Genomic DNA, 23,521 nt, shown 5'->3' with positions numbered 1-23,521 from the left:
CGCACTTTACTCAATATTTATTCGAAATAATTTACCGAATGTCAGCCATCAATGACCTAACAAATTGGCAATTTCACACCATTAAACATCGCTTGTACTTCAACATTGTTATCACAAAGAATCAGTCTATCAACCGTTTGTCTATTTAAATGGGGTGAAAATTGACTGATGAAATCGTACATATAGCTACGTAAAAAGAGTGACCGAGCAAAGGCAATATAAGTTGTACTATAAGGAAATATATGACCAGCATTAAGCACGACAAAATCGCTATCGATGTTTTCATTGACTGCCATTTTCGCCACAATGCCAACCCCAACACCCAATTTAACATAAGTTTTTATCAAATCCGCATCGGTTGTGCTAAATACAATATTGGGTAATTGTTTGGCATTAATAAATGCTTGATTTAAATCTGATCCATCATTAGAAAAATCATAGCTGACTAAAGGATATTTTGATAACTCTTCAATTGAAATCATATTACTTTTAGCCAAAGGATGATCCTTCATGACAATCACAGCTTGATTCCAATGGTAGCAAGGTAAAGCGATCATATCATCACTTAACTGCGAAAGATCGGTAATTATCGCAAAATCAGCTTGACCGGTTTGCGCTTGCAATAGACATTGTTGAGACGATCCTTGCTCCATGTGCAAAATAATATGCGGATATTGTTGCATGAACTTTTGGATGACAACTGGCAAGGTGTAACGGGCTTGCGTATAGGTTGTTGTGATGGTTAAAGAACCTTGATTTGGCTGACTGAACTCTTTAGCAATGATTTTGATATCTTTTGATTTATTGAGGATTTCTTTAGCTAATGCAATGATTTTTTCGCCTACCGGTGTCACTTCTGAAAGATGTTTTCCTACACGGGTAAAAATTTGTACGCCTAATTCATCCTCTAATAATTTAATCTGTTTGCTTATACCAGGCTGCGATGTATAAAGTTTTTCGGACGTTAGCGAAACATTGAGATCGTTGTTTACCACTTCGACAATATAACGTAATTGTTGCAATTTCATGACAAAGGCTCCTTTAACTCTATACACTTCCCTCTTGATTAATACGTATTAAAAAGAGGGAAATTATAAGGTAATTCCTTTCACACTTTAGCACAAACAAACCCACGACTTTATACTAAAACGTATACTTAACCTGAATGATATTAACAATTATTCAGGCGTTCTTACCTATTTTTTACTATTGATCCATTTGCCGTCGACGTATTGCATTACCCATCCAGTCGATTTGCCATTTACTTCTGATGTGACATATTGCTGTTTGCTTTTACGACTAAAACGCACAATTGATGGATTACCATCTGGATCTTTACTTGGTGCTTCTGTTAAATATATAAATTTTTCCGGTAAACGATCTTTAAAACGCTGTAACTCTTCAATTAATGGTGCACGTGTTTCCCTTGATTTTGGGAAGTTGTGCGCAGCAAGAAAGATTCCCGATGCGCCATCACGTAGTACAAAGTGTGCATCTGACTTAGTACATTTAAGTTCAGGTAAATCGACCGGATCTTCTTTTGGTGGTGCAACATCACCATTTTTTAAGATCTTACGCGTATTTTTACAATCTGGATTGGTACATCCCATGTATAGACCAAAACGTCCTGATTTGAGATGCATTTCAGATCCACATTTTTCACATTCAATAATAGGGCCTTCATAGCTTTTGACTTTGAAGTTACCTTTTTCAACAAGCGATCCATCACAAATTGGATTATTACCACAAATATGTAGTTTTCGCTCATTATCAAGCAGATAACTATCCATTGCCGTGTGACATTTAGGACAACGTTTACGAGCTCTTAACGCATCAGTTTCGGCTGTTTCTGACTCTTCTAAAATATTTAGTGTTTCATGTTCAGGGATTAAGTTAATTGTTTGCTTACAACGCTCTTTAGGCGGTAATGCATAACCGGAACAAGCAAGGAACACACCCGTTCCAGCCGTTTTAATGCCCATTTCACGTCCACAATTTGGACAGGTTATTTCTGGCGTTAAGACTAAAGGATTTAATTGCATTCCGCCTTTGTCTGGCGTTTGTTCAGCAATTTCCAGATGTTTACTAAAATCACTAAAAAACTGATCGAGTACTTCTCGCCATTCTTGTTTTTTATTGGCAATTTCATCCAGCGCATCTTCCATACGTGCCGTGAAATCATAGCTCATAAGATCATTAAAATTCTCATTTAAGCGATCTGTAACGATTTCACCGATTTTTTCAGCATAAAAACGACGATTATCTAAACGTACATAGCCCCGATCTTGAATAGTTGAAATGATCGTTGCATAAGTTGATGGTCGTCCTATTTCACGCTTTTCAAGCTCTTTTACTAATGACGCTTCATTATAACGTGCAGGTGGTTTAGTAAAGTGTTGATTCGGATTTAAGCTGATCAAATCCAATTTGTCATTAACATTAACCGCCGGTAAAATTTTATCGTCACTGTTTTTTGATAATTGAGGTTGCACTTTTGTCCAACCATCAAAACGTAATGTACGCCCCTTCGCTTTTAAAATAAAATCTCCCGCTTTTACGGTGATTGTGGTGGAATTGTATTCGGCAGCGGTCATTTGACAAGCAACGAACTGTCGCCAAATTAGCTGATATAGTTTGCACGCATCAGCGTCAACATCACTAAGCTTATCAGCCAGTATTGTTACATCGGATGGACGAATGGCTTCATGCGCTTCTTGCGAATTCTTTTTACTGCTGTAAACATTGGCAGATTTTGGCAGGTATTTATCCCCAAAATTCTGACCAATATAATCACGCACCATAGTCAATGCATCTTGACTTAAATTGGTTGAATCCGTACGCATATAGGTGATGTAACCCGCTTCATAAAGACGCTGAGCTAACATCATCGTCTTTTTAACACCAAATCCTAAACGGGTACTCGCTGCTTGTTGCAAAGTAGACGTAATAAAGGGTGCTGTCGGATTGCTTTTGGTTGGTTTTTCTTCAATATTGGTAACTTGATACTGGCTTTTATTAAGTTCAGCCAATGCAATATCGATCGCAACTTTATCTTTTGGCTCAAATGCTTCATTTTTATAATGTGTCACTTGTAACGTTAATTGCGCTTTATTCTGTGTCATTAAATCAGCATACAGATCCCAATACTCTTCGGGAATAAAGGCATGAATTTCACGCTCACGTTCAACGACAAGTCTAACAGCAACCGATTGAACACGCCCTGCTGATAAACCTCGAGCCACTTTTTTCCAAAGTAATGGCGAAAGCATAAAGCCCACAACCCGATCCATAAAGCGACGAGCCTGCTGAGCATTAACCCGATCCATATCTAACATAGATGGTTTATTAAATGCATTTTTAATGGCTGTTTTCGTAATTTCGTTAAATACCACACGGCGGTACTTATTGTCATCGCCACCAATCACATCTTTTAAATGCCAGGCGATAGCTTCCCCTTCTCTATCCAAGTCGGTTGCGAGGTAAATCATATCGGCATCTTTAGCCAATTTTTTAAGTTCTGATACAACACGTTCCTTACCGGGTAGAATCTCATAATGTGCTTTCCAACCATGGTAAGGATCCACGCTCATGCGACTGACTAACGCTTCTTTTTCTGAGCGTTTTACTTTCTTCTCGGCTTTATCTTTGGTCGTTTTCTCAGCGCGTTGGCTACTACCACTAACGGGTAAATCTCGAATATGCCCCACACTTGATTTTACAATATACTCTTTGCCAAGATATTTATTAATTGTTTTTGCTTTAGCTGGTGATTCCACAATAACAAGGGATTTTCCCATAATTAAACCTATTTATCCTGTAGTTTGTGTTATTTACTGTTACGCTTCACATCAAGAAGTGACAGTAAATCATCTTTAATTGTTGATACTTTTGTCGCATATTGTTCTTTTTGCTCAGCATCTTCAATTAGTTGCGTAATGGTTTGTGACAACGTACAACCACGGCGTTTAGCTAAATTCGCTAAGCGTTGCCAAACTAAAAATTCCAAATCGATGGACTTCTTCCGTGTATATTGTTGTTCTGCGTTAAAATGTCGTTTTCGTTTTGCCCGTATAGTCTGCTTCATGCGATTATCTAAATCGGGATTCAAATGCGATTTTATCCAATCAACAACGCTTGTTGGATTATGTTCTAACAGTAATAATTCATTTACGGCATGTTGAGCAGCACTTTTTTCAATATAGCGAGTTATTGGCTCGCCCCCTAGATGTTTTTTTACTAAATAGTGCCACTTCCAACCACATTCAAGGTTTTCGAGTTGTTGATATTTCATTTGTTCACCTTGTGACGCTGTAACTATAGAGATTATATGTAGCATAATCGTTTTACACAATAAAGAAAATTATTGCATTTGACAAATTTTTTATAAATCTGGTATCGTTCACCTTTTATATCGTTCTTTATTTAAGGAATCAAAAATAATGGTTAAAGCTGATGTTATTTATATTAATGGCTATATTTATACAGCAGATAAAAAAGATACAGTTTGTGAAGCGATAGCAATCAAAAATGGGTACATAATAGCGACAGGCTCCACAGATGAAATAAATAGCCATCACTATGTTGATAATGATACAGCAATTTACGATCTTCATGGTAAAACGATGATGCCGGGAATAATCGATTCACACCTTCATACTTTTTGGGGTGGCATGCAATTGACCTCGTGTAATTTGAATTATCAAAGTTTGACCGTTGACGATACTTTAGCAATTATTCAAAAACACTTGGATAAAGACAGTCAAAATAATAACACACAATGGTTACAAGTTCGAGGCTGGTTAAGGCAAGAAGTGTTACCAATCGGTACCGATATTACCCGCTTCGATCTGGATAAACTCAATACTCAGCGACCCGTAATCCTTTTTTCTAACGATTGTCATACGTTAGTTGCTAATAGTATTGCGTTGCAAAAATTTGGTTTGGATAGAAACACACCTGAACCGACAGATGGAAAAATTGGCAGAACACAAGACGGTGAACTTAACGGCATTTTAGAAGATGCACCAGCTATGCGAGCTTTTGACAGTATATCGAAACTGACGGAAGAACAAGCCGCACATATTGCTAAATTAGCACAAGCCGAATTAAACAAACAAGGTGTAACAGCGGTTATGGACGCTCGAATAACCGAAACGCAAGCCGATGCCTTTTTAAAGTTGCAACAGCAAGATCAACTTACCATTCGGTTATTTGGTGCAAGAGAGTTACCGCCAGATGATGTGACATCCATTGAAGCTATTCCGGCATTACTCGAAAAAGTTAAACAGTTTGCAAGCCGTTATGATGATAAAAATTGGCAGCCTAAGCCCGGTATTAAAATTTCACACACTAAACTGTTTGTAGACGGGGTAATGCAAGCACCATTAATGACAGCAAGACTATTACAACCTTATCAACTTGAAGATGAAAAAGATCGTTATGGTGATTTGTACTATTCAACTGAGATGCTAAATGCTTTAATTTTAGAGTCCTCTCGTGCCGGTTTTCACCCTCATATGCATACTGTTGGTGAAGGTGCCATTGAAGTGGTGCTTAATGCAATCGAAAAAATGCGCCAAGCATTACCGGATGCCGATATCCGCCCTAGCACGGCGCACAATGAACTTAGTGCAGCACATCAATACGTAAGGTATAAGCAATTAAATGCTTGTGTAGTGTTTTCATTCCAATGGGCTGGCTGTAGCGACGCCATGGTTGAACAATACCAAACACTATTCGGCGAAAAGCGCTATAACGGTTTAGAAGCCCACGGGCAATATATCGATGCAAGTGTCAACTGCGCCTTTGGTAGCGATTGGCCAATTGATCCATTGAATGAATGGTATGATTTTCAAATAGCCATGACCCGACAAATTGATGCACAGCACCCACGTTTAAATAGTGATCGTAATTTAACTGCGACCGAAGTCTTACGCTGCGCAACCATTGGTGCTGCTTATGTGCTAAAACAAGATGAGTATATTGGCTCAATTGAAAAAGGTAAATTTGCTGATTTGATCATTCTAGATCGCAATCCATTTACCATTCCAGCAACCGATATGCAAAATGTGAAAGTGTTAACGACTATTGTCGGTGGTAAAACAGTTTATCAACAAGACTCGTAAAAACTATAGCTTTAGATAGTTTGAAAAATAGAGCCAACCTAACCGTTGGCTTTATTTTTGTTTAGTCATTACGTCTTTATCGTTTATATGAATAATAGGTACGTTAGCAAATAAGCAAGCTGTTCCCCCCACCTAGAACGGATAATTAGTTTCTTGTTAGTTTTAATAATTACTATATACATTAGCAATCAGTACTGAAAGTAAGAATAATGGTAAATGCTTTGGTTGCATATCTGTAACAAGGAAAATCAAAATTACTTTTTATTCAAATTTTCTTACATTTTAAAACATTCATCCAAAATATTACTGTTATTAGAAAAGCTTTAAAGAATAATTTTCCTATAAATATTTTTTCACTACTTTATATCAAATCCACAATAATCTCTTTTTTCTCCAATTTAAAATACAATATATTTTATGAACAAATTACCTTGGCTTTTTCAATTTTTTATCCTTCTATGCTTATCTATAATAGAACGCTGAACATAAATATAGGTCACGCCTATGAGTTTAAATAATCAATTTTTATTAAGATTTGTTTAGAAATAATTCATATTGAATGATCTAATTCAAAATTTGCATAATTTAATGTCAATATAATAAAAATTAACTTGCATAATTATAATAATATGGGAGAATTCCCTGCCGCTTTTAGCGGGTAAAAAGGCAAAACTATACTTAGTAGTTTTTTATTGTTTTTTGGGACAGAGGAGCAAAGTTAGTCATGTCCGCAATAAAAATGAAACGAGTTTTAACCACACCTGCATTGATTGCATTTGGTTTAGCTTATATGGTTCCTTTGGGGATCTTTACCACTTATGGGGAAGTCACTGTTACAAGTAATGGACACTTACCTATAGCCTATATTATCACTCTAGCAATGATCTTTTTCACAGCATTGAGCTATTGCCGCATGGCCAATAAGCTACCAATTGCTGGTTCAGCCTATTCGTATGTTCAACGTACTTTTGGTGGAAAAGTCGGTTTTTTGGTTGGTTGGGCTCAAATTTTAGATTACCTTTTTTTACCAATTTTAAATTATTTGGTTTTAGGTATTTATTTAAACGAAGCGTTTCCAGCGATTCCTGCACCCGTATTTGTTTTAGGATCTTTAATTGGCGTAAGTTTACTCAATTATTTGGGAATCAAATTAATTAACTCGGTTAATTTCACTTTGATCATCATTCAAATGATTTTTATCGGTTTATTTATCTTTTTGACATTTACAAACGTTAATTTAACGCCTGATGCTATGATGAAACCATTATTAGTTAATGCTGGCGATTTTAGCGGATTACTTTCTGGTGCAGCAATATTATGTCTGGCTTTTTTAGGGTTTGATGCTATTGCGACATTAGCAGAAGAATCGAATGATGCCCAAAAATCGTTACCAAGAGCAATTATCTGGACTGTCCTTATTGCTGGATGTATCTTCTTAATCGTTTCTTATTGTGCTCATTTAGCCTATCCAAATTGGACTGATTTTGCAGAGAATAAAGATACCGCAAGTTTAGATGTTGTTCGTCGTGTGGGCGATATTAGCCGGTTAGGTGGAGAGTTTATGTATAACTTCTTCCAAGCGGCTTATTTAACTGGTGTATTTGCCTCTGCAATGACTGCACAAACCAGTGTTTCACGAATCTTCTATGCAATGGGTCGTGAAGGTGTATTACCAAAGCAGATCTTTTATCGTATTCACCCTCGTTTTAGAACACCTTATTTATCTATAATATTTGTGGCATGTTTTTCATTATTATCGTTGGTGTTAAGTTTAACATTGGTTGTTTCAATGATTAGCTTTGGGGCGTTAGTCGCATTTACTTTTGTCAATTTATGTGTAATTAAAAGCTATTTAGGTGAAGGTCAAACCAAAACATTCGCGTTAATCATCAAATATGGCCTTTTACCGGCAATTGGTGTTTTACTTTCTTTATGGTTGTGGACTAGTTTAGATGCGACAGCCATGATAGTTGGTTTAATTTGGCTCGCTATTGGATTTTTCTATCTGATATATTTAACTAAGGGTTTTACAAAATTATTGCCATCTATTGATCCACACGAATTAAATTCAATCATCAAAGATTAGCTTAATTCTTTTAAATAGTTCTACTTAAAAGTATTCAGTTCTCGCCCTTTTAAAACCATTCCGTCGACCTAAGTCGACGGAATAGATATGTTTATAACATTCTGTTTTGATAAAGATTTATCAATTATTCACCAAAACCAGTAGCAAATAATTCGCGGATTTCATCCATTGCAGCTTGCTCGTCTTCTCCATCACAGATGATTTCAACAGTTGAACCACCTTTTACACCTGCTCCTAGCAGCCCCATCATACTTTTTAGTTTAATTGCTTTGTCGTTATAAACAAGCTCAATTGATGATTTATAGCGACCGGCTAATTTAACTAATGCCGTTACAGGGCGCGCATGAAGACCGGTTGAATTTTTTACTACCATTTGCTCTTTTAACATACTAAGTCCTTCTTTCTATCTTAAGTTAATACAATACCTAGTATTTATATCATAAAATAATCTGTTTTGCTCATTTTTAGATATAAATTTTTATAATTTATACAAAGCTTTTTATTAATTTAAACTTAATACTATTTTATGCCCAATAATATCTGACTACATGAAAGAAAACAGGCGCTGCAAAACAGATTGAATCGAAACGATCAAGTACACCACCATGTCCGCCAATTAGGTTACCCCAATCTTTTACCCCCCTATCACGCTTTATGGCAGACATAACTAATCCGCCAAAAAATCCTAGCAAGGTGATCATGAGTGAAATTAAACCAGCTTGAATAAAACTAAATGGCGTAATCCAAAACAGACAACTACCAATAAAACTGGCTGTAACTATACCACCAATAAATCCTTCCACTGTTTTGGATGGTGATAGATTTGGGCTAATTTTATGTTTACCAAATAATTTACCAAAGACATACTGCAAAACATCTGACATTTGAACAACTAACACCAAAAAAGCAATAAGTAATAAATTTCGGTCGTGATAGTTATCAATTTGGAGTGACAATAAGGCAGGCACACAAGATATATTATATACGGTGATGACTAATCCCCATTGTACTTCGGCCGTTCTGTCTAAGAATTTAAATGAGGATCCGGTAATTGTGGCTAAAATCGATAGAATTAAAAAACCGTATACTGGAATGAATATGCTAAATAGACCATACCATGAAACAGCGACTAAAATATATTGCGTTGGCAACGCTATTCCAAAAGCAAATATTAAAACATAATAATCATCTCGGCTAATGCTGGTCAGATTAAGAAACTCGCGTAATGCTAAACCCGATATCACGAAAAATAAAAAAATAACGGCTAATTTTCCTAATAAAAAAGCGATACCTAAAATAGCAACCATAACCCACCACGCTTTAATGCGAGTATTTAAATTATCAATAACGCTATTAGGTGATTGAATTCGGTGTTTTAACAGGATTCCAATTAACGAAGCTATTATCAAAAATATGCCAATCCCCAAAAATAACAATAAAGTATGGTATTGATAATTAGACATCTATTTCCTCGAATTGCTGATTTTTTAATATATTAAAGCAGAATGTTTTGACCATTTTAAAATAAATTACAAATAATATGACTGGCAAATCCGCCTATAAATAGTAAAAGTTGAATCATCACTGTCACTATTTGAATTTTGAAAAGTCTTAATGTCCCTTTTTCGCGCTCATACATTGTTCGAGATTTAGTAAGATCAGATTTAATTAAACGCAATTTTACAAGTGCATGATCTAACTCTTTTAACACGATTGACGGGTGATTGATATATTGACTCAAATATTCAAAAAGTTTTGTATCAAAATTAGTTCTAAGTGCATAATATTGACTTATTAAGCCTAAAATAAAAACAAAAAAACAGATTAAACTTATCAGATTTGAATCATTAATTGCCAAATAAGTAAAACCAATGATCAACGCAGAAATTGTTATTAACCCAGAAAAAATATTAATTTGCTTACTTAAAGAAAGCAAACTACACAATGTCACAATTTCAGTTTGGTTGGTCTGAAATTGTGTTCTATTATTTTCAGATCTCAGCATGTAGATTTCTGCTCCATTCTATTAATATTAACCGTTGTCTAGTCGAAATAACAATATTACGCCGACATAGTCTTACCTTAGCTATCGCATCATCAACATTCTTGGCTCGATGAGTCCACAATAACCATGCGATAACTGCTGTCGCACTTCTTGAATAACCTAATGCACAGCAGACTAGCAATCGACCTTGCAGTCGATATTGTTCAATGATTTCAGCCGTCATTTGACATTGCGCTTGCGTGAGCGGTGTCATATCTAAAATTGGCATTAGCGTATAATTACCTTTAAATTGACCTATCGGCAGTTCTGCACATAAATCAACAATAGATGTAAATTGAACGTGTTTCAGATAGTAGGTTGAAGGAATTCTACCTAAATAGACATTTTCATCAATAAAATTGCTTGGTTGGTGCTTAATCGTCCATAAACGGGAATTAATCCACATAATTAGAAAATAGGGCAAATATAATAATGCAATTACTAATGCATAATGCCCATTAGATTGTTTTTGAAACCCTTTTGCACCTATCAATAAATAATTAACTGCTACTAACAAAAATGCACCGGATAGCCAAAATAGCCAAAGCCCCCACCCCTTCGTATAAAAGGCTAAACTTATGGTTAACAGAGTTAAACAAAAATAAATAATCGCCCAACGGTACTGTTTTGATAAAAACGCTAATTTTAGGGGAGATATACCATCATTAGGCCATAACCATATACATAAACACCCCACCCATACACCAGTTGGGATATCAAAAAAATGATGTTGCCAGGTTGTTAATACCGATAGCGCAATTAACACACACCAAATATGCAAAATATAACGGAAAATAGTCTGAAAATAGCTAGCATAGAACTGCCATAAAATAATAAGCAATGTGATATGTAATGATGGTGCTTGATTAAATGGTTTATCAAATCCCATTAAAATATCAAAAAGTAAACCAAAAAATCCGTCCATAGCTGGACGATCAAAACTGAATTTAAGTGGGAAAAGCAGAAAACAACAGACACAAATAATTTGTGCGGTTAATAATCTAAAGCAAAGTATTTTTAATGACTGATTCGATTTTGCTAGTAATATAGCTAGTCCATACATTAAATCTATCGACCAATAGGGCACAATCGTCCATGACCAAAGTGGTATGATCGTTTCCCAATCAAAAACAATGCTACTAACATCATTACGTTCAGCTGTGAATGCATTGCTAAAATTGTAACTAGCAAAGAAAAATACCGTTAACCCGATAAGCCATAAACATTTGTTAATGCTTAATTGAATAGAACACTGCTTCATCATGGCGTTAATCAATTAATCAATGCGCTGAGCTAATGACACCGTAAAAATCCCCCACTGATCAATACGCATTGTGACTTTTCGAAAGCCTGCTGCCATGACAAGTTGATCCATTTCAAGTTGTGTCCGTCTGCGCATTACCCATGGTTGCCCGTCACGATGTGAAGTTAATGCTCGGGCAATAAACTCAAGTTGAGGATGCCAAGGTTGATTGGTATAAATTAAATATCCACCTTTGGGGATAGCATCCGCTAATCCCGATAAAGATTCACGTAATAATGAATTATCACTAAACAATTCATACAAACCAGAAACGACAGCGAGTGTTGGTTTAGGCGATAACTCAGCTAACTGCTGTCTATTAAAGGCATCGCCCTTTTCAAACTGTACAAGGTGACTTAAGCCTAATTCATTAATCAAATTTTGACCATCACGAATATTAATATCGCTATAATCTCTAAGGAGTACTGAATCAGGTTTGTTGGCTAACTGATTAATTGTCTCAAGAATATAACGTCCATGGCCTGCTGCTATATCAACAATATTGACGATATTATCGTCTTTTTGTAATTGCGATATGGCTAATTTTAATAATTCTTCAAGATGTATTTTACGTTGTCGAATTCCTCGCCACCCCATTGATTGCAAATAAATATAGTCAAAAAACTGACCTAATTTTGAACTTCCTGAAGGTTGATTACGATAAACATAATCCAATGTGCTACCTGAGTCGAAACCCGTTTCAACTCCAAGTTTAATACCATCAGAAATTTTACTGGCATATTTTAAATTAGCTTTGATGAATTTCCAGTAAAGGGGTTTAACTATTCCCTTAACAGGCAATGATAAATTATCGGCTTCTTGCTTAGTATAACCAACAAGATCTGCGTTAACCAAAGAAGGAGTATTCGGTTGATTTGCAAAGCAGCCTATAATAAAACGTCTTGCTCTTTCAATAGCAATATGGCGTTCTTGTTCACCAAATGTGTCATGATAAAAATTAGGCAAAATATGAAATTCTTTTTGAGTGGTACCTAAATTTTCATAAAACTGTTTTTGAGGTTTGCGTCTGACAACAAAATCAGAACCGGAAACAAGTATTTGAGTCGGCACTGTTATGGCATTAGCATCTTTAACAATACGATCTGCTACAGAATATAAATCAAGTAACAATCTGACTGAAATTGGTCGAGTGATTAATGGATCTTGATTAAATGATTCTGCTCGTTGTTTGTCATGAGTCAATAATCCAGATTTAACGTAACTATTAACAAAAAAATTACCTTTCAGATTATATAATAATTTTAAACCAGGCACTGCCAAAGGAACATAAAGTTTTACACGAAAAGCAGGCGCTCCTAGTACTAAGGCTCGAATATTAGGGGTATAGTCATGTGCCCATGCACTTGCAATGACAGCCCCCACACTTTGTGCAATTATTGCAATATCTTGTTGTCTTAAACTATATTCTTGGGTAATGTGTTCAATAAAAGCATTCGCATCCTTGATCAACGTGGCAAAATTTGGGGCATCGCCTCGTTCACCTTCTGATTGTCCATTACCTCGAGCATCCCATGCGAAAATTTGAAAATTAGGTAATTCAAGTTCGTCGGCAAGATGCGCTATTCGACCAGAATGTTCATGTCCACGATGAAAAAGCACAATCGCTTGTTTGGGTTGAATATCGCCATCTATTGCCGGCCAATAGCGATAAAATATTTGGCATCCATCATGGCTTGTGAATGTTTTTTGTTGCTGTTGACGCATCGACAACTCCTTGTTAAATTTTAGCTTCTTGCAAACCTTTTCGAATTCGATTTACAGTCGTCCATATGAGTAAAAAAATAATTATCCCTAATAACGTATTTATCCAATTCAATGGTAACAAACCGGTAGCAATGCCTAAACTGATTAAACTAAAAATAAAAGCTCTATCGCTTTTGCCCATTGGACCGTCATACCGTCTGGATGCACCAATAAGTAACCCTAAAACGCCACTATATTCAGTTAAAAAAGACAGTAACACAATCAATATCACTAAACCAGTATAGACACTTGGCACCTGAATAAAGACCAATAATAGCGCACAATCGGAAATAACATCCGCCATCTCATTTAAATAAGCGCCTAAATTAGATTTTTGATGATACTCTCGTGCTAACATGCCATCTATGGCATTGAGCGCCATTCGAATAAACATCCATACTGGAATCAAGAAAAATATCCAATGATATTCAATAAAATAACTCACAATTAAGGCGATAAAAATAGAGCCTATACAAGCGAATAAGGTGACCTGATTAGCGGTAATGTTCGCATTATAGAATTTCTCAACGCAGGGACGAAGTAACGATTGAAATCGGGATTTTAATTGATAAATTGATAACACAAACAATCCTTTTATAAATTATCTTTTTACTATTACTTACACTGAATCGTCATGTACTTTAACATTTAAACAATCCGTTGTAACTGGGTATACTTTAATGAACTTACCATAAAATGCAAACGATTAAGCACATTTACTTCGCCTGCGCCATCATCAAAGTCTAAATAGAGTAAGTTAAGTTTTGGGTTAAGATCTCGCATTCGTTTTTCAACGCCTTTAGATACAACATGATTTGCAATACAACCAAATGGTTGCAGGCTGATAACATTATTAATTCCCTGTTCAGCAAATGTCATAATGCCAGCAGGAATCAACCAACCTTCACCATATTGATTCGCCAGATTTAAAATTTCTTCAGCCTTTTTAGACATATCACGTATACTATGGAAAGGTTGATAATACTTAAATTGGGACAAAATTTTATTTGTTTTATCAATATATCGATGTGCAATCTTTTCAAAAAAGGACATTAGATAAGAGATATAACTCTTTGATGAGAGAAAATTATTGACATTACTATCATAATTAACAAAACATTGCGCAAAAAACTCAATCATTGGAGGAATAACCGGTTCAATACCCTGCTCGACTAGCCATTCAACACTATGTTGATTACCAAAACTATTATATTTAACGTAAATTTCTCCCACTATACCGATTTGTGGACAATCTTTAGGGTGTGTTTCAATTTGATTAAAATCCGCAACAGCTCGCGTTAATAGTTCAAATATGGCCTTTTTACCTTGCTTTTGTTGAATAAGTTGTTGCAATTTATGCATATAAAGCGTTTTAAGCTGATTAGCTTGTTGTTTAACTTTCGCTCTTGGCGCAATGGCGTAATACATTTTTGATAGTGAATCAGCAAAAAGCATCGCAAAAAAAGTTATAGGTAATGTTTTAAACCAATTTAGCTTAAAGCCAGGTTGTTCTATTTCATTAATATTTCCTGTACTAAGTGAAATAATGGGAATATCTTCAAAACCATTACTAATCATCGCTTTTTTGATCAACGATAAATAACTACTGGCTCGACATTGTCCACCCGTTTGAGTTATCCCTATTGCCACATCATTACGATCATATTTACCTGAATGCAGTGCTTTAATTATATCCCCAACAATAATTGTCGCCGGATAACAGATTTCGTTATTGCTGTATTTTAATCCCCATTCGACTGAACGCTTATCTGGTTTAGGTAAGGTTTCCAGTTTATAACCCGATAACGCAAAAATAGGCGTTAAAAGCGGAGAATAAAAATCGGAGATAAACGGCGCTAAAATGGTTCGACGCTGCTTATCTTGCTTGCTAAAAATAGCCGTTTTTTTACGTTCAACTGTTTTTAGCGGTTGCTGATGATTCATTCGTATTGATTCAATAATCGATCGTAAACGTAATCTGACAGAACCCGTTGCAGTAATTTCGTCAACACGAATTATCGTACCGGTTTTACCTTTTGATTCTAAAATTGCTTTACACTCATCGGTCACAATAGCATCAGGCCCACAACCAAATGAATTAAGCTGAACAAATTGGATATTATTGGGTTGCTCTGCAACGAATGAAGCGGCTGCATATAAACGATTCGGGTAGCTCCATTGTGAACAAATTTGAAGTTCTGGCGATAACAGGCTAATGCCACCTAATACAGAATCTTCAGTAATCACATCACAACCAAGCGCATTTAAGATTTCAGGCGTTTTATGGTTTATTAAACTATCACTATGATAAGGCCGTCCTGCTAAAATAAATACATATCGCCCTGTTTGTTTGGCATTATCTAATACTTCAATCGCTTTGTTGTAAAGATTCTGTTTAAACTGGGACTGTGCCATTAATGCTGCCGAAAAGGCGTTATCAATGACTTTTTTCGCTATACCTAATGACCGTAAATATTGAACACAACTTTTTTTGAGTAACTTCACATCCGTGAAATTCATCACAGGATAATCAATCGGAATACCATATTTTAATTCTGGATTGATAGCACTATGTATGACTTCTGCATAACTACTCACAATAGGACAATTATAACTATTTACTGCATTATCAAACTGGGATGATTCAAATACCACCATAGGCATAAAAATACGATCCACTTTTTGATCGACCAATTCCATAATATGCCCATGTACTAATTTAGCAGGAAAACAGATACTATCAGACATCACTGTACCTGCTCCTTGTTCATAAATTTTATGGGTCGAATATGGTGAAAGTATTACGTTGATACCACTTTGGCTCAATAACGTATGCCAAAAAGGAAAATTTTCATACTGTCCAAGAACGCGAGGTATACCTATATTAATTTTTGCTTGAGGATTTTCGACAGTGATTCGATCAAACAAAAGCGCATTTTTATAATCAAACATGTTAAATGCATGATTATCTTTATATTGATTATTACTTAAAAATCGTTCACATTTATTGCCGGAATAATATTTTTGCCCATTGGCAAAACGGTAGATCATAATATCACAATTATTTTCGCATCCTTTACATCGAGAAGGTTTAGCTTTGTTATCTTCAGCTTTTGCTAAGTTATCCAGCCCAATAAATTGTGAAGGTGTATTATTTTCTAAAAAATGATTTTTTGCCACTAAAGCTGAGCCATAGGCGCCCATTAATTCAGGGATATTTGAGCTGGTAATTTGCGCACCTGTTAATTGCTCTAAGGCTCGAAAAACAGCAGGATTCTTAAAGGTTCCACCTTGTACGACGATATTATTACCTAATTTACGCATATCGTGCAGTTTGAGCACTTTATGAATTGCATTTTTAATCACTGAAAAAGCAAGTCCAGCCGAAATATCCCCCATGCTGGCATTTTCGCGTAAGGCTTGTTTAACCTTAGAGTTCATAAACACAGTACAGCGTGTACCTAAATCACAAGGATGAGTTGATTGACAGGCAGCATTGGCAAAATCAATGGTATTTGAGTTTAATGATTTAGCAAAAGTTTCAATGAATGAACCACACCCTGATGAACAAGCTTCATTAAGTTCGATATGATTAACCACACCATTAGCAATAAAAATGGCTTTCATATCTTGACCACCGATATCCATAATAAAACTGACATTTGGATCAATATGCTTAGCTGCGGCAAAATGCGCCATTGTTTCAACTAAACCATCATCAATACCAAATGCAGCTCTTAATAACTCTTCTCCATAACCAGTGACACCCGTCCGCAAAATCACAATATCTTTATTGGATGTCTCAATTTCTTTTTTTAATAGAGATAATCCTTTAATCAGTGCACTAATTGAATGACCGTTATTGGGGGCATAGTAAGTAAACAGTAGTTCATCATCTTCACTAATTAACGTAATTTTGGTTGTCGTTGAACCACTATCTATACCCAAAAAAGCATTTTGTTTTTTATAATCAGCGATGTTTAATCGTGGAATATCGATATATCTTCGTTTTTTTTTCCAGTCGTCAAATGATAAGGCTTCATTAAAAAGGGGAGATAATCGAAAAGATTGATTCACTGCAATTTTTGTTGAAGCATTTAATTTCTCGATAAAACTATTAATTGAAAGCTCAGCACGTTCAATGGGATGAATTGCCGCCCCCCAAGCAGATAACAATGTTGGATAAGGCGTTTCAACTAGCTGGCTTTCATCTAATTTCAACGTATTAAGCGCTGCTTTACCTAAGGTTGGAATAAAAGAAAATGGACCACCAATTAACATCACTTTTGGAACGATATCATAACCACGTGCTAAGGTATTAACGAGTTGAATACAAACAGCATGTAAAACAGAATAGGCGATATTTTCTTTTGAGACGTTACGACTAATGAGATTTTGGACGTCGGTTTTGGCAAAAACGCCACAACGAGAAGCTATAGGAAAGATTTTGTCATGATGTAGAGCGAGTTGATCAAATTGTTGAACAGGCGTGTTTAATAAGGTTGCCATTTGATCGATAAACGCCCCTGTCCCACCAGCACAGCTTCCGTTCATTCGAATATCGGGCGGGCGATCGGGAAAGAAGAAAATCATCTTACTATCTTCACCGCCAATATCAATTAACGTTCTGACTTCGGGATAGTTGCGCTGCACGACTTCAGATGCCGCCACCACTTCTTGGATAAAAGGAATATCGGCTTTTTCAGATATTCCCATGCCAGCCGAACCTGTTACCTTAACAGATAGACAAATATCATTGCCAAACTTTTGTTTAATTTCATTAAGTAAATCGAGGACTGTCGCCACAATATGTGTATTATGACGAACGTAATTGGTATAAACAAAATTGTTATACTCATCAAGTACAACACATTTCGCTGTTGTGGAACCCACATCTAAACCAAATTTAAATAATTTTGACATAAGCAGCACATAATCCCCAAAGCATCCATTACTTTTTAATCGATATAATAAATATCGCTTTATTTTTTATGTGTAATAATTATAGCCGAATCTTACTTCTTTTTAATCAATTTGGTTAAAAAATATCTTGTTTTAAAGTTGCGTTTTTGAAATCCTATTGATTTAATCCCTAATATAGAAAAGAGTTAGCTACCAACCATTTTTAATGGTATGAAGTAACTAACTATTTTTTTGCGTCTTTTAATGAGGATAATAATATGGATTAACTCATTTTTTCTAATCCCTGCTTGGCGATCGCGATAACATTTTTTAAATCGACACCTTGCGCTTTAGCAGCAAAAATACAACCACAATAACATTGTCGATAAACATCATATTCTTTGCAAAGCTCGATAGAACGTTTATAACCATTATTTTTTTTAAAATCGGAAGGGAGATAATTCACCGAAAAAATTTCTTGAATTTCAAAACCCAGTTGATTGATTTTTTGGCTATTTTTTTTAGGACTTAACGTCAATGCACTCGCAAAATAATCAAATCCCAATTCTTGCGCTTTAATCGCTGCCAAATCTAACCGCATTTTATAGCAGAGATGACAACGCTCTCCTCCTTCGGGTTCATCACGCAAATGCCCAACTTGTTTAACAAACTCTGCCGGTTGGTAAGGCGCTTCTAAAAACTGGACATTATGCCCTGTTTTCAGATTAAAATCGTTGATGAATTTTTGTTGAACCAAACTACGATGTTCATATTCAACTCTTGGATGAATATTCGAATTGGCAAAATAGATAGTAATATCAGCATACTGCGCTAAATACTCTAAAACATAGGTACTACATGGTGCACAGCAACTATGAATCAATAATTTAGGGCGAACAGCTTCTTGCTGCCAATCCGCAATGACTTCTTGTAAAACAGAATCGTAATTGATTTTGTTATGAGGATTTAATTTTTCCAGTATATTTTTAGCATTAATTAACATGATGACTCGTTTATAATTTTGATGATTAAAGTCTTTTAAAGCTGCGCTATGATATAGCGATAAACGTAACCATTCAAGCTTAGTATGTAATTTTTTATACTGAAACAAAGGTAATAACCAAAACTTTTTGACAATCTAATTATGACGTCAATACCGCGCTTTAACTCAAAAGTCCTTAAACGTGAAGATTAGTCAATTAACTATCCTTATTTATTGGTTATCTTAATGAAAAACAATCTGTTAAACTGAATAATTATTCATCTCAAAATCGAGATAAATAATATTAGTGCCCTGATACTTTAGAAAATAAGTTTATAATAATTACCCCAAACATGATAAATCCCATACCGATTACTGCCGCTAAATCCAAAGTTTGTTTCATAAAGATCCAAGCAATTAAACTGATAAGCACAATACCAATTCCTGACCAAATTGCATAGGCAATACCTACGGGAATGGTTTTTAATGCTAAGGAAAGAATATAAAATGATGCGCTATAACCAACAATTGTAATAATAGAATAGATAAGATGGGTAAACCCATTCGATAATTTTAATGAAGATGTGGCGATAACTTCACAAATAATAGCGAAAAAAAGATAAAGATATGCATTCATAATAGTACCTATAGTCATTTGAAAAACAAATTTATTGGTTAAGTCTAAAACCTTAACGTTTTGATGTTTTATTAACCTATCACACCTTAATCAATAATATTAAAGCTTAATTATGGTTTCATTTCATCATGCTAATTTGAACAAACAGGTAAACTTGAAAGCTATCAAAGCTAGAAAATTATGAAAAAGGAATATTAAATGGTGGGTTGTGAGGGGATCGAACCCGCGACCAATTGATTAAGAGTGTCGAATTCTGGAAAATCAATAAACCATTAAATTAATATAAATCAATAAACTATAGAGGTTAGCCACCCCGGAAAATGTAAAGTTTTAACATTATTTTAGTTTATTTTATATTATTTACGACACAAATGTGTCACACACTCTAAATTATCCTATCAATAATCCTTTCAAATTTACTCATCAATTTTATCACCACACCAATAAAATATCATTTACATTTACATTATCATTCTTTACATTGCTAACACGTGCGCCTTTCTAAATATATCATCTACAAAACCATCTGATAAATTTAAAACCTGTTGAACGGTTTTGACAATAGCAGAATCCCGATCAAAATCGGGGAGTGTATCCCACGCTGTTTTTAGCAATATTGCCGCGTCATTTTCGCCGATCTGATTTTTCAAATGATCATCAATAATTTCGTATAACGTTTTACCCTCAGACGATTTTGTTACCATTAATATAGCCATCATCTGGAATCTGCTAATGGTATACGGCACAGTTTTAATTTCCTCTAACAACCGTTTTTTAGCAGTTGCTAACAGCGTTGACTTAGCAACCGCTGCCGTAATGGGGGTATATTCTGGTGGGGCGATTACATCATCTTCGTATATAAATATCTGGTTATCAGCGCTTTTATAGTATTTCATGTGGTCACCTCAATTCTGCCCAATAAATTATATTCTCGCATTCAGTTTTATACGATGAGCCGTCCGGGATTATCAATGAAGTTGAAAAACTTTCGCCAGCTTTTAGTCCTTTGTCATTCCCTCCGTGGTTGTAAAAACGACAATCGTCTATAATTATAGGCACACGCGATTTATAAGAATTTGCCGGGCGACTAACTGTAATGTTAATCATAATAGGCTTTCCTGTATTATTCGTGTATGTTGCTTCAGACAACCGATCTCTTGTGACTTCATACCAACGTTGACCAACCCCTAACCCTGATGATGGGACACTGCCCCGTATGAGCTTGCCATCTCGATCAAATAGAAATGCCCAATCATTTTTTGGGGTATACCAAACCCCACACGATCCATCATTACGAACCTGTAAAAATGCCTCTCGGTTTTCTGATGACATCTCAGTACGTCCATGCTCCCGATCATTAGCCACATAAATATGGTCGCATATCGGATTAACTCGCTCGTTTAAAATTTTCACAGCACGAGAGGTGGCGGCTGTGGTTATTGAATCGTTATCTAAAGCGGAGCTTAAAGGGATGGCAGGTCCCGGTATTCCTTGTGGACCAGGATCGCCCTTTTCCCCCTGCGGACCCTGCGGACCTTCGGGACCTCGCTGTCCGGGTATCCCTTGTGGTCCGGGTATTCCCTGTGGTCCTTGTTCGCCTTGTTCGCCTTGCGGACCTTTCGGACCCTGTGGACCATCCAGACCGCGAACTCGTCCTAAATTTATTACTTTACTCATATTTATTATCCTAAACTGTATATATTAAATCACCATCGACGATTGAGAAATTGGGAGGATTATCTCCATCAGCACAACGCAATAATAAATCTCCTCCGTCCGATATTGAAAAAGCGATGTAGCCGTTATTAATGGGGGTCATAACGCCGCTTTCACCACGATCACCCCTATCTCCTTTATCCCCTTTGTCCCCTTTATCTCCCTTTGGACCCCTTATACCTTGTGGACCTTGAGCGCCCGGCGGTCCTTGTAGATAATCTAATTGTGTTATTTGATTATGTAATGACACAAAATAATCATCTAATACGCGTTTCGTTACTGCATCCTGAGGACCCTGTGGGTTTGCCAGATTGACTATTTTTCGGTTTTCAGCATTATACGCCCCACCACTGAGGGGGTGCAGCAATGCGCAACGAATATCAGCATCTGTACCTTGCAATGCCTGCCATATGCGATCAAAGTCGCTGTTGACGGTTGAGGCGATAAAATCCCCATTAGTTTGGTATTCTGTTTCCCGAAGTAGTGAAACTCGACGAAACAGTATTACCCGGCTTCCCTGTTGAGGAGGAACGTCAAAAATCACATTGCCCCCTCGCTCTTCATTAATTCCGGTTATTATATAGTTGTTGACATGGTGGTCATCAACAGTTACAAACAAATCGGATTCACGAATCACACGACACAGAAACGGGAAAAGCCGTGTATTCCCGTCCGCTCGGTATTCGAAAATAATTTGTTGGACAGATACAGCCATTAATCACCTCGTTTTTCACACATAAATAATGTATTGTTTTTTGGCGCTATTTCACCGCAATAATATTTTTGCCACCCCTCAATTAGGGTTTGGTTATATCTAATTGCATTGGTGAGATGGTAATAATCTTGTTCAACAGATCTTGCAAGTCGTAGGGCTTTGTTAGCAATATCGCCGGTGGCGGTACTATCTCGTTCGACGGATTCAACTTTGATGCGCAACTCGACAAGACCGTTATCAATATCATTGCGCAAAGCATCTGTTTTAGCATACCCATTTTTTATTGCCTCAATAATGTTTGATTCAATTTTTTTTACCTCGTTGTTGTCTGACAAATATTTTTCATGCTTAGCTTCTGCTCTATCTGCTCTAATCACGGCACGCCTTTCATTTAGCCAACAGTGATAGGAAAAATATAACGCCATGATAGTAATACATGCTAAGATCAACGGCGATAATTTATAAATCAGTGTAAGTTTCTCTTTCATACCAGCCCGTTTTTATAAATTGTTTTACCATCATTCTTAATCGCTGTTAGGACGATTTGACGATTGTTTGTTGGACTAAACCCGATATGAACCCACTGATTATGCTCCTGAATAAGCTTATCAAACTGTATATCGGCATCTATCAATCGTTGACAGATTTGTTTCGGTGTGCCGAATGGTGAACGAAAATCAACGGCTAAGCCTTGGGTGTGTGCACTCGTAGACACGCCACCAACACAGGCATTTAATTTAGGGCAACGATACCCGGATGTGATAATAACAGATCGCCCTAACAATGCTGTTCGTACCTCCTCCAACTTGCGGGCTGTCAATTGAATATTATTCATTAATTCTTCCGGGATCGTATTGTCGATGTTTAACCGCTCCGCTGTTGTTGATCGGGTAAATTCGTCAAGATTAAAATGTTCGGTTAGTTTCATTGTTCATTGTTTCCTTTAGCTTTCTTTATCAACCGCTCCTCAAGTGCTTTAATTAAATTTGCACCCGACCAACCAGCTAAACCGGCAACACCGCCGGCGAGTTCAAACTCCCAATTAAAAAAGCTGGCAGCCAGCACCACCAGTGCCCCGGCAAATGTTGAAATAAATATCTGAGAGATTAATGTCCCTATTCGAAATTTGTCACCATTTAGAATGTGATAGCAGTAACTCGCCAATGAACCTAATGTTGTGACGAGAAATAAATATACGATAACTGTCCATTTAATGTTATCCGGATCTTTAATTGGCATGGATTTGC

20 protein-coding genes and 1 pseudogene are annotated in these 23,521 nt (G+C 36.1%); 2 read left to right on the top strand and 19 right to left on the bottom strand.

Features of this window, described 5'->3' with window-relative positions; genetic code table 11:
* Positions 1–56: 56 nt before the first annotated feature.
* From cysB to matP, 3 genes are all read right to left on the bottom strand, one after another.
* Positions 57–1,028, bottom strand: coding sequence for an HTH-type transcriptional regulator CysB (gene cysB / locus A9G10_RS03440; RefSeq protein WP_065558285.1), 972 nt, complete (start codon positions 1,026–1,028; stop codon positions 57–59).
* Positions 1,029–1,196: 168 nt separating this feature from the next.
* Positions 1,197–3,797, bottom strand: a complete 2,601-nt coding sequence (gene topA / locus A9G10_RS03435) for a type I DNA topoisomerase (protein WP_065558284.1) — start codon at positions 3,795–3,797, stop codon at positions 1,197–1,199.
* Between the two features lie 29 nt (positions 3,798–3,826).
* Positions 3,827–4,291 carry a macrodomain Ter protein MatP gene (gene matP, locus A9G10_RS03430; RefSeq protein WP_065558283.1) on the bottom strand — a complete coding sequence of 155 codons (465 nt, stop codon included), beginning with the start codon at positions 4,289–4,291 and terminating at the stop codon, positions 3,827–3,829.
* A 148-nt stretch (positions 4,292–4,439) separates the two neighbouring features.
* On the opposite strand from matP, the gene A9G10_RS03425 reads away from it, so the two are divergent.
* A complete protein-coding gene (locus tag A9G10_RS03425; RefSeq protein WP_065558282.1) occupies positions 4,440–6,125 on the top strand; it encodes an amidohydrolase in 1,686 nt (561 codons plus the stop codon).
* Between the two features lie 724 nt (positions 6,126–6,849).
* Positions 6,850–8,211, top strand: a complete 1,362-nt coding sequence (locus tag A9G10_RS03420; RefSeq protein ID WP_065558281.1) for an APC family permease — start codon at positions 6,850–6,852, stop codon at positions 8,209–8,211.
* 124 nt (positions 8,212–8,335) lie between these two features.
* On the opposite strand, the gene A9G10_RS03415 is transcribed toward A9G10_RS03420, so the two are convergent.
* The 16 genes and pseudogenes from A9G10_RS03415 to A9G10_RS03345 form a co-directional block, all read right to left on the bottom strand.
* The gene (locus A9G10_RS03415) at positions 8,336–8,599 is read right to left on the bottom strand and encodes an HPr family phosphocarrier protein (protein ID WP_065558280.1); all 264 of its coding nucleotides are present in this window, start codon (positions 8,597–8,599) and stop codon (positions 8,336–8,338) included.
* A 136-nt stretch (positions 8,600–8,735) separates the two neighbouring features.
* Positions 8,736–9,674 (bottom strand): phosphatidate cytidylyltransferase, encoded by a 939-nt coding sequence (locus tag A9G10_RS03410; protein WP_065558279.1) that lies wholly within the window; start codon positions 9,672–9,674, stop codon positions 8,736–8,738.
* A 56-nt stretch (positions 9,675–9,730) separates the two neighbouring features.
* Complete coding sequence (locus tag A9G10_RS03405) at positions 9,731–10,216, bottom strand: hypothetical protein (RefSeq protein WP_065558278.1); 486 nt, start codon at positions 10,214–10,216, stop codon at positions 9,731–9,733.
* Positions 10,203–11,519, bottom strand: coding sequence for a phosphatase PAP2/dual specificity phosphatase family protein (locus A9G10_RS03400; protein WP_065558277.1), 1,317 nt, complete (start codon positions 11,517–11,519; stop codon positions 10,203–10,205). Before A9G10_RS03400 ends, A9G10_RS03405 begins: the two co-directional genes overlap by 14 nt.
* 12 nt (positions 11,520–11,531) lie before the next feature.
* Positions 11,532–13,283, bottom strand: coding sequence for a bifunctional alpha/beta hydrolase/class I SAM-dependent methyltransferase (locus A9G10_RS03395; protein ID WP_065558276.1), 1,752 nt, complete (start codon positions 13,281–13,283; stop codon positions 11,532–11,534).
* Positions 13,284–13,296: 13 nt separating this feature from the next.
* Positions 13,297–13,905: a CDP-alcohol phosphatidyltransferase family protein gene (locus A9G10_RS03390; RefSeq protein ID WP_065558275.1), complete on the bottom strand. Its 609-nt coding sequence runs from the start codon at positions 13,903–13,905 to the stop codon at positions 13,297–13,299.
* A 65-nt stretch (positions 13,906–13,970) separates the two neighbouring features.
* Complete coding sequence (locus A9G10_RS03385; RefSeq protein WP_065558274.1) at positions 13,971–18,245, bottom strand: acyl-CoA dehydratase activase-related protein; 4,275 nt, start codon at positions 18,243–18,245, stop codon at positions 13,971–13,973.
* 262 nt (positions 18,246–18,507) lie between these two features.
* On the bottom strand, positions 18,508–19,227 hold the full coding sequence (locus A9G10_RS03380; protein ID WP_065558368.1) for an epoxyqueuosine reductase QueH: 720 nt from the start codon (positions 19,225–19,227) through the stop codon (positions 18,508–18,510).
* A gap of 283 nt (positions 19,228–19,510) precedes the next feature.
* Positions 19,511–19,843, bottom strand: coding sequence for a DMT family transporter (locus A9G10_RS03375; RefSeq protein WP_065558273.1), 333 nt, complete (start codon positions 19,841–19,843; stop codon positions 19,511–19,513).
* 476 nt (positions 19,844–20,319) lie between these two features.
* The gene (locus A9G10_RS03370) at positions 20,320–20,739 is read right to left on the bottom strand and encodes a hypothetical protein (RefSeq protein ID WP_065558272.1); all 420 of its coding nucleotides are present in this window, start codon (positions 20,737–20,739) and stop codon (positions 20,320–20,322) included.
* 4 nt (positions 20,740–20,743) lie between these two features.
* Positions 20,744–21,316, bottom strand: coding sequence for a phage tail protein (locus A9G10_RS12740; protein ID WP_257006719.1), 573 nt, complete (start codon positions 21,314–21,316; stop codon positions 20,744–20,746).
* A 3-nt stretch (positions 21,317–21,319) separates the two neighbouring features.
* Positions 21,320–21,490 (bottom strand): annotated as a pseudogene (locus tag A9G10_RS12975) (collagen-like triple helix repeat-containing protein); the annotation flags it as partial.
* 40 nt (positions 21,491–21,530) lie between these two features.
* A complete protein-coding gene (locus A9G10_RS12885) occupies positions 21,531–22,274 on the bottom strand; it encodes a phage tail fiber domain-containing protein (protein ID WP_065558270.1) in 744 nt (247 codons plus the stop codon).
* Positions 22,274–22,762 (bottom strand): lysis system i-spanin subunit Rz, encoded by a 489-nt coding sequence (locus tag A9G10_RS03355; protein ID WP_065558269.1) that lies wholly within the window; start codon positions 22,760–22,762, stop codon positions 22,274–22,276. The genes A9G10_RS12885 and A9G10_RS03355 overlap by 1 nt, the downstream gene beginning before the upstream one ends.
* Positions 22,759–23,202, bottom strand: a complete 444-nt coding sequence (locus A9G10_RS03350; protein WP_065558268.1) for a D-Ala-D-Ala carboxypeptidase family metallohydrolase — start codon at positions 23,200–23,202, stop codon at positions 22,759–22,761. The genes A9G10_RS03355 and A9G10_RS03350 overlap by 4 nt, the downstream gene beginning before the upstream one ends.
* Positions 23,199–23,513: a phage holin family protein gene (locus A9G10_RS03345; RefSeq protein WP_065558267.1), complete on the bottom strand. Its 315-nt coding sequence runs from the start codon at positions 23,511–23,513 to the stop codon at positions 23,199–23,201. Before A9G10_RS03345 ends, A9G10_RS03350 begins: the two co-directional genes overlap by 4 nt.
* Positions 23,514–23,521 lie beyond the last annotated feature (8 nt).

The organism is Gilliamella sp. wkB308 (assembly GCF_001690185.1).
GTDB classification, from domain to species: Bacteria; Pseudomonadota; Gammaproteobacteria; order Enterobacterales; family Orbaceae; genus Gilliamella; species Gilliamella apicola_I.
The sequence above is the reverse complement of the archived record's forward strand: the minus strand, read 5'-3'. Positions and strand labels throughout refer to the sequence as shown.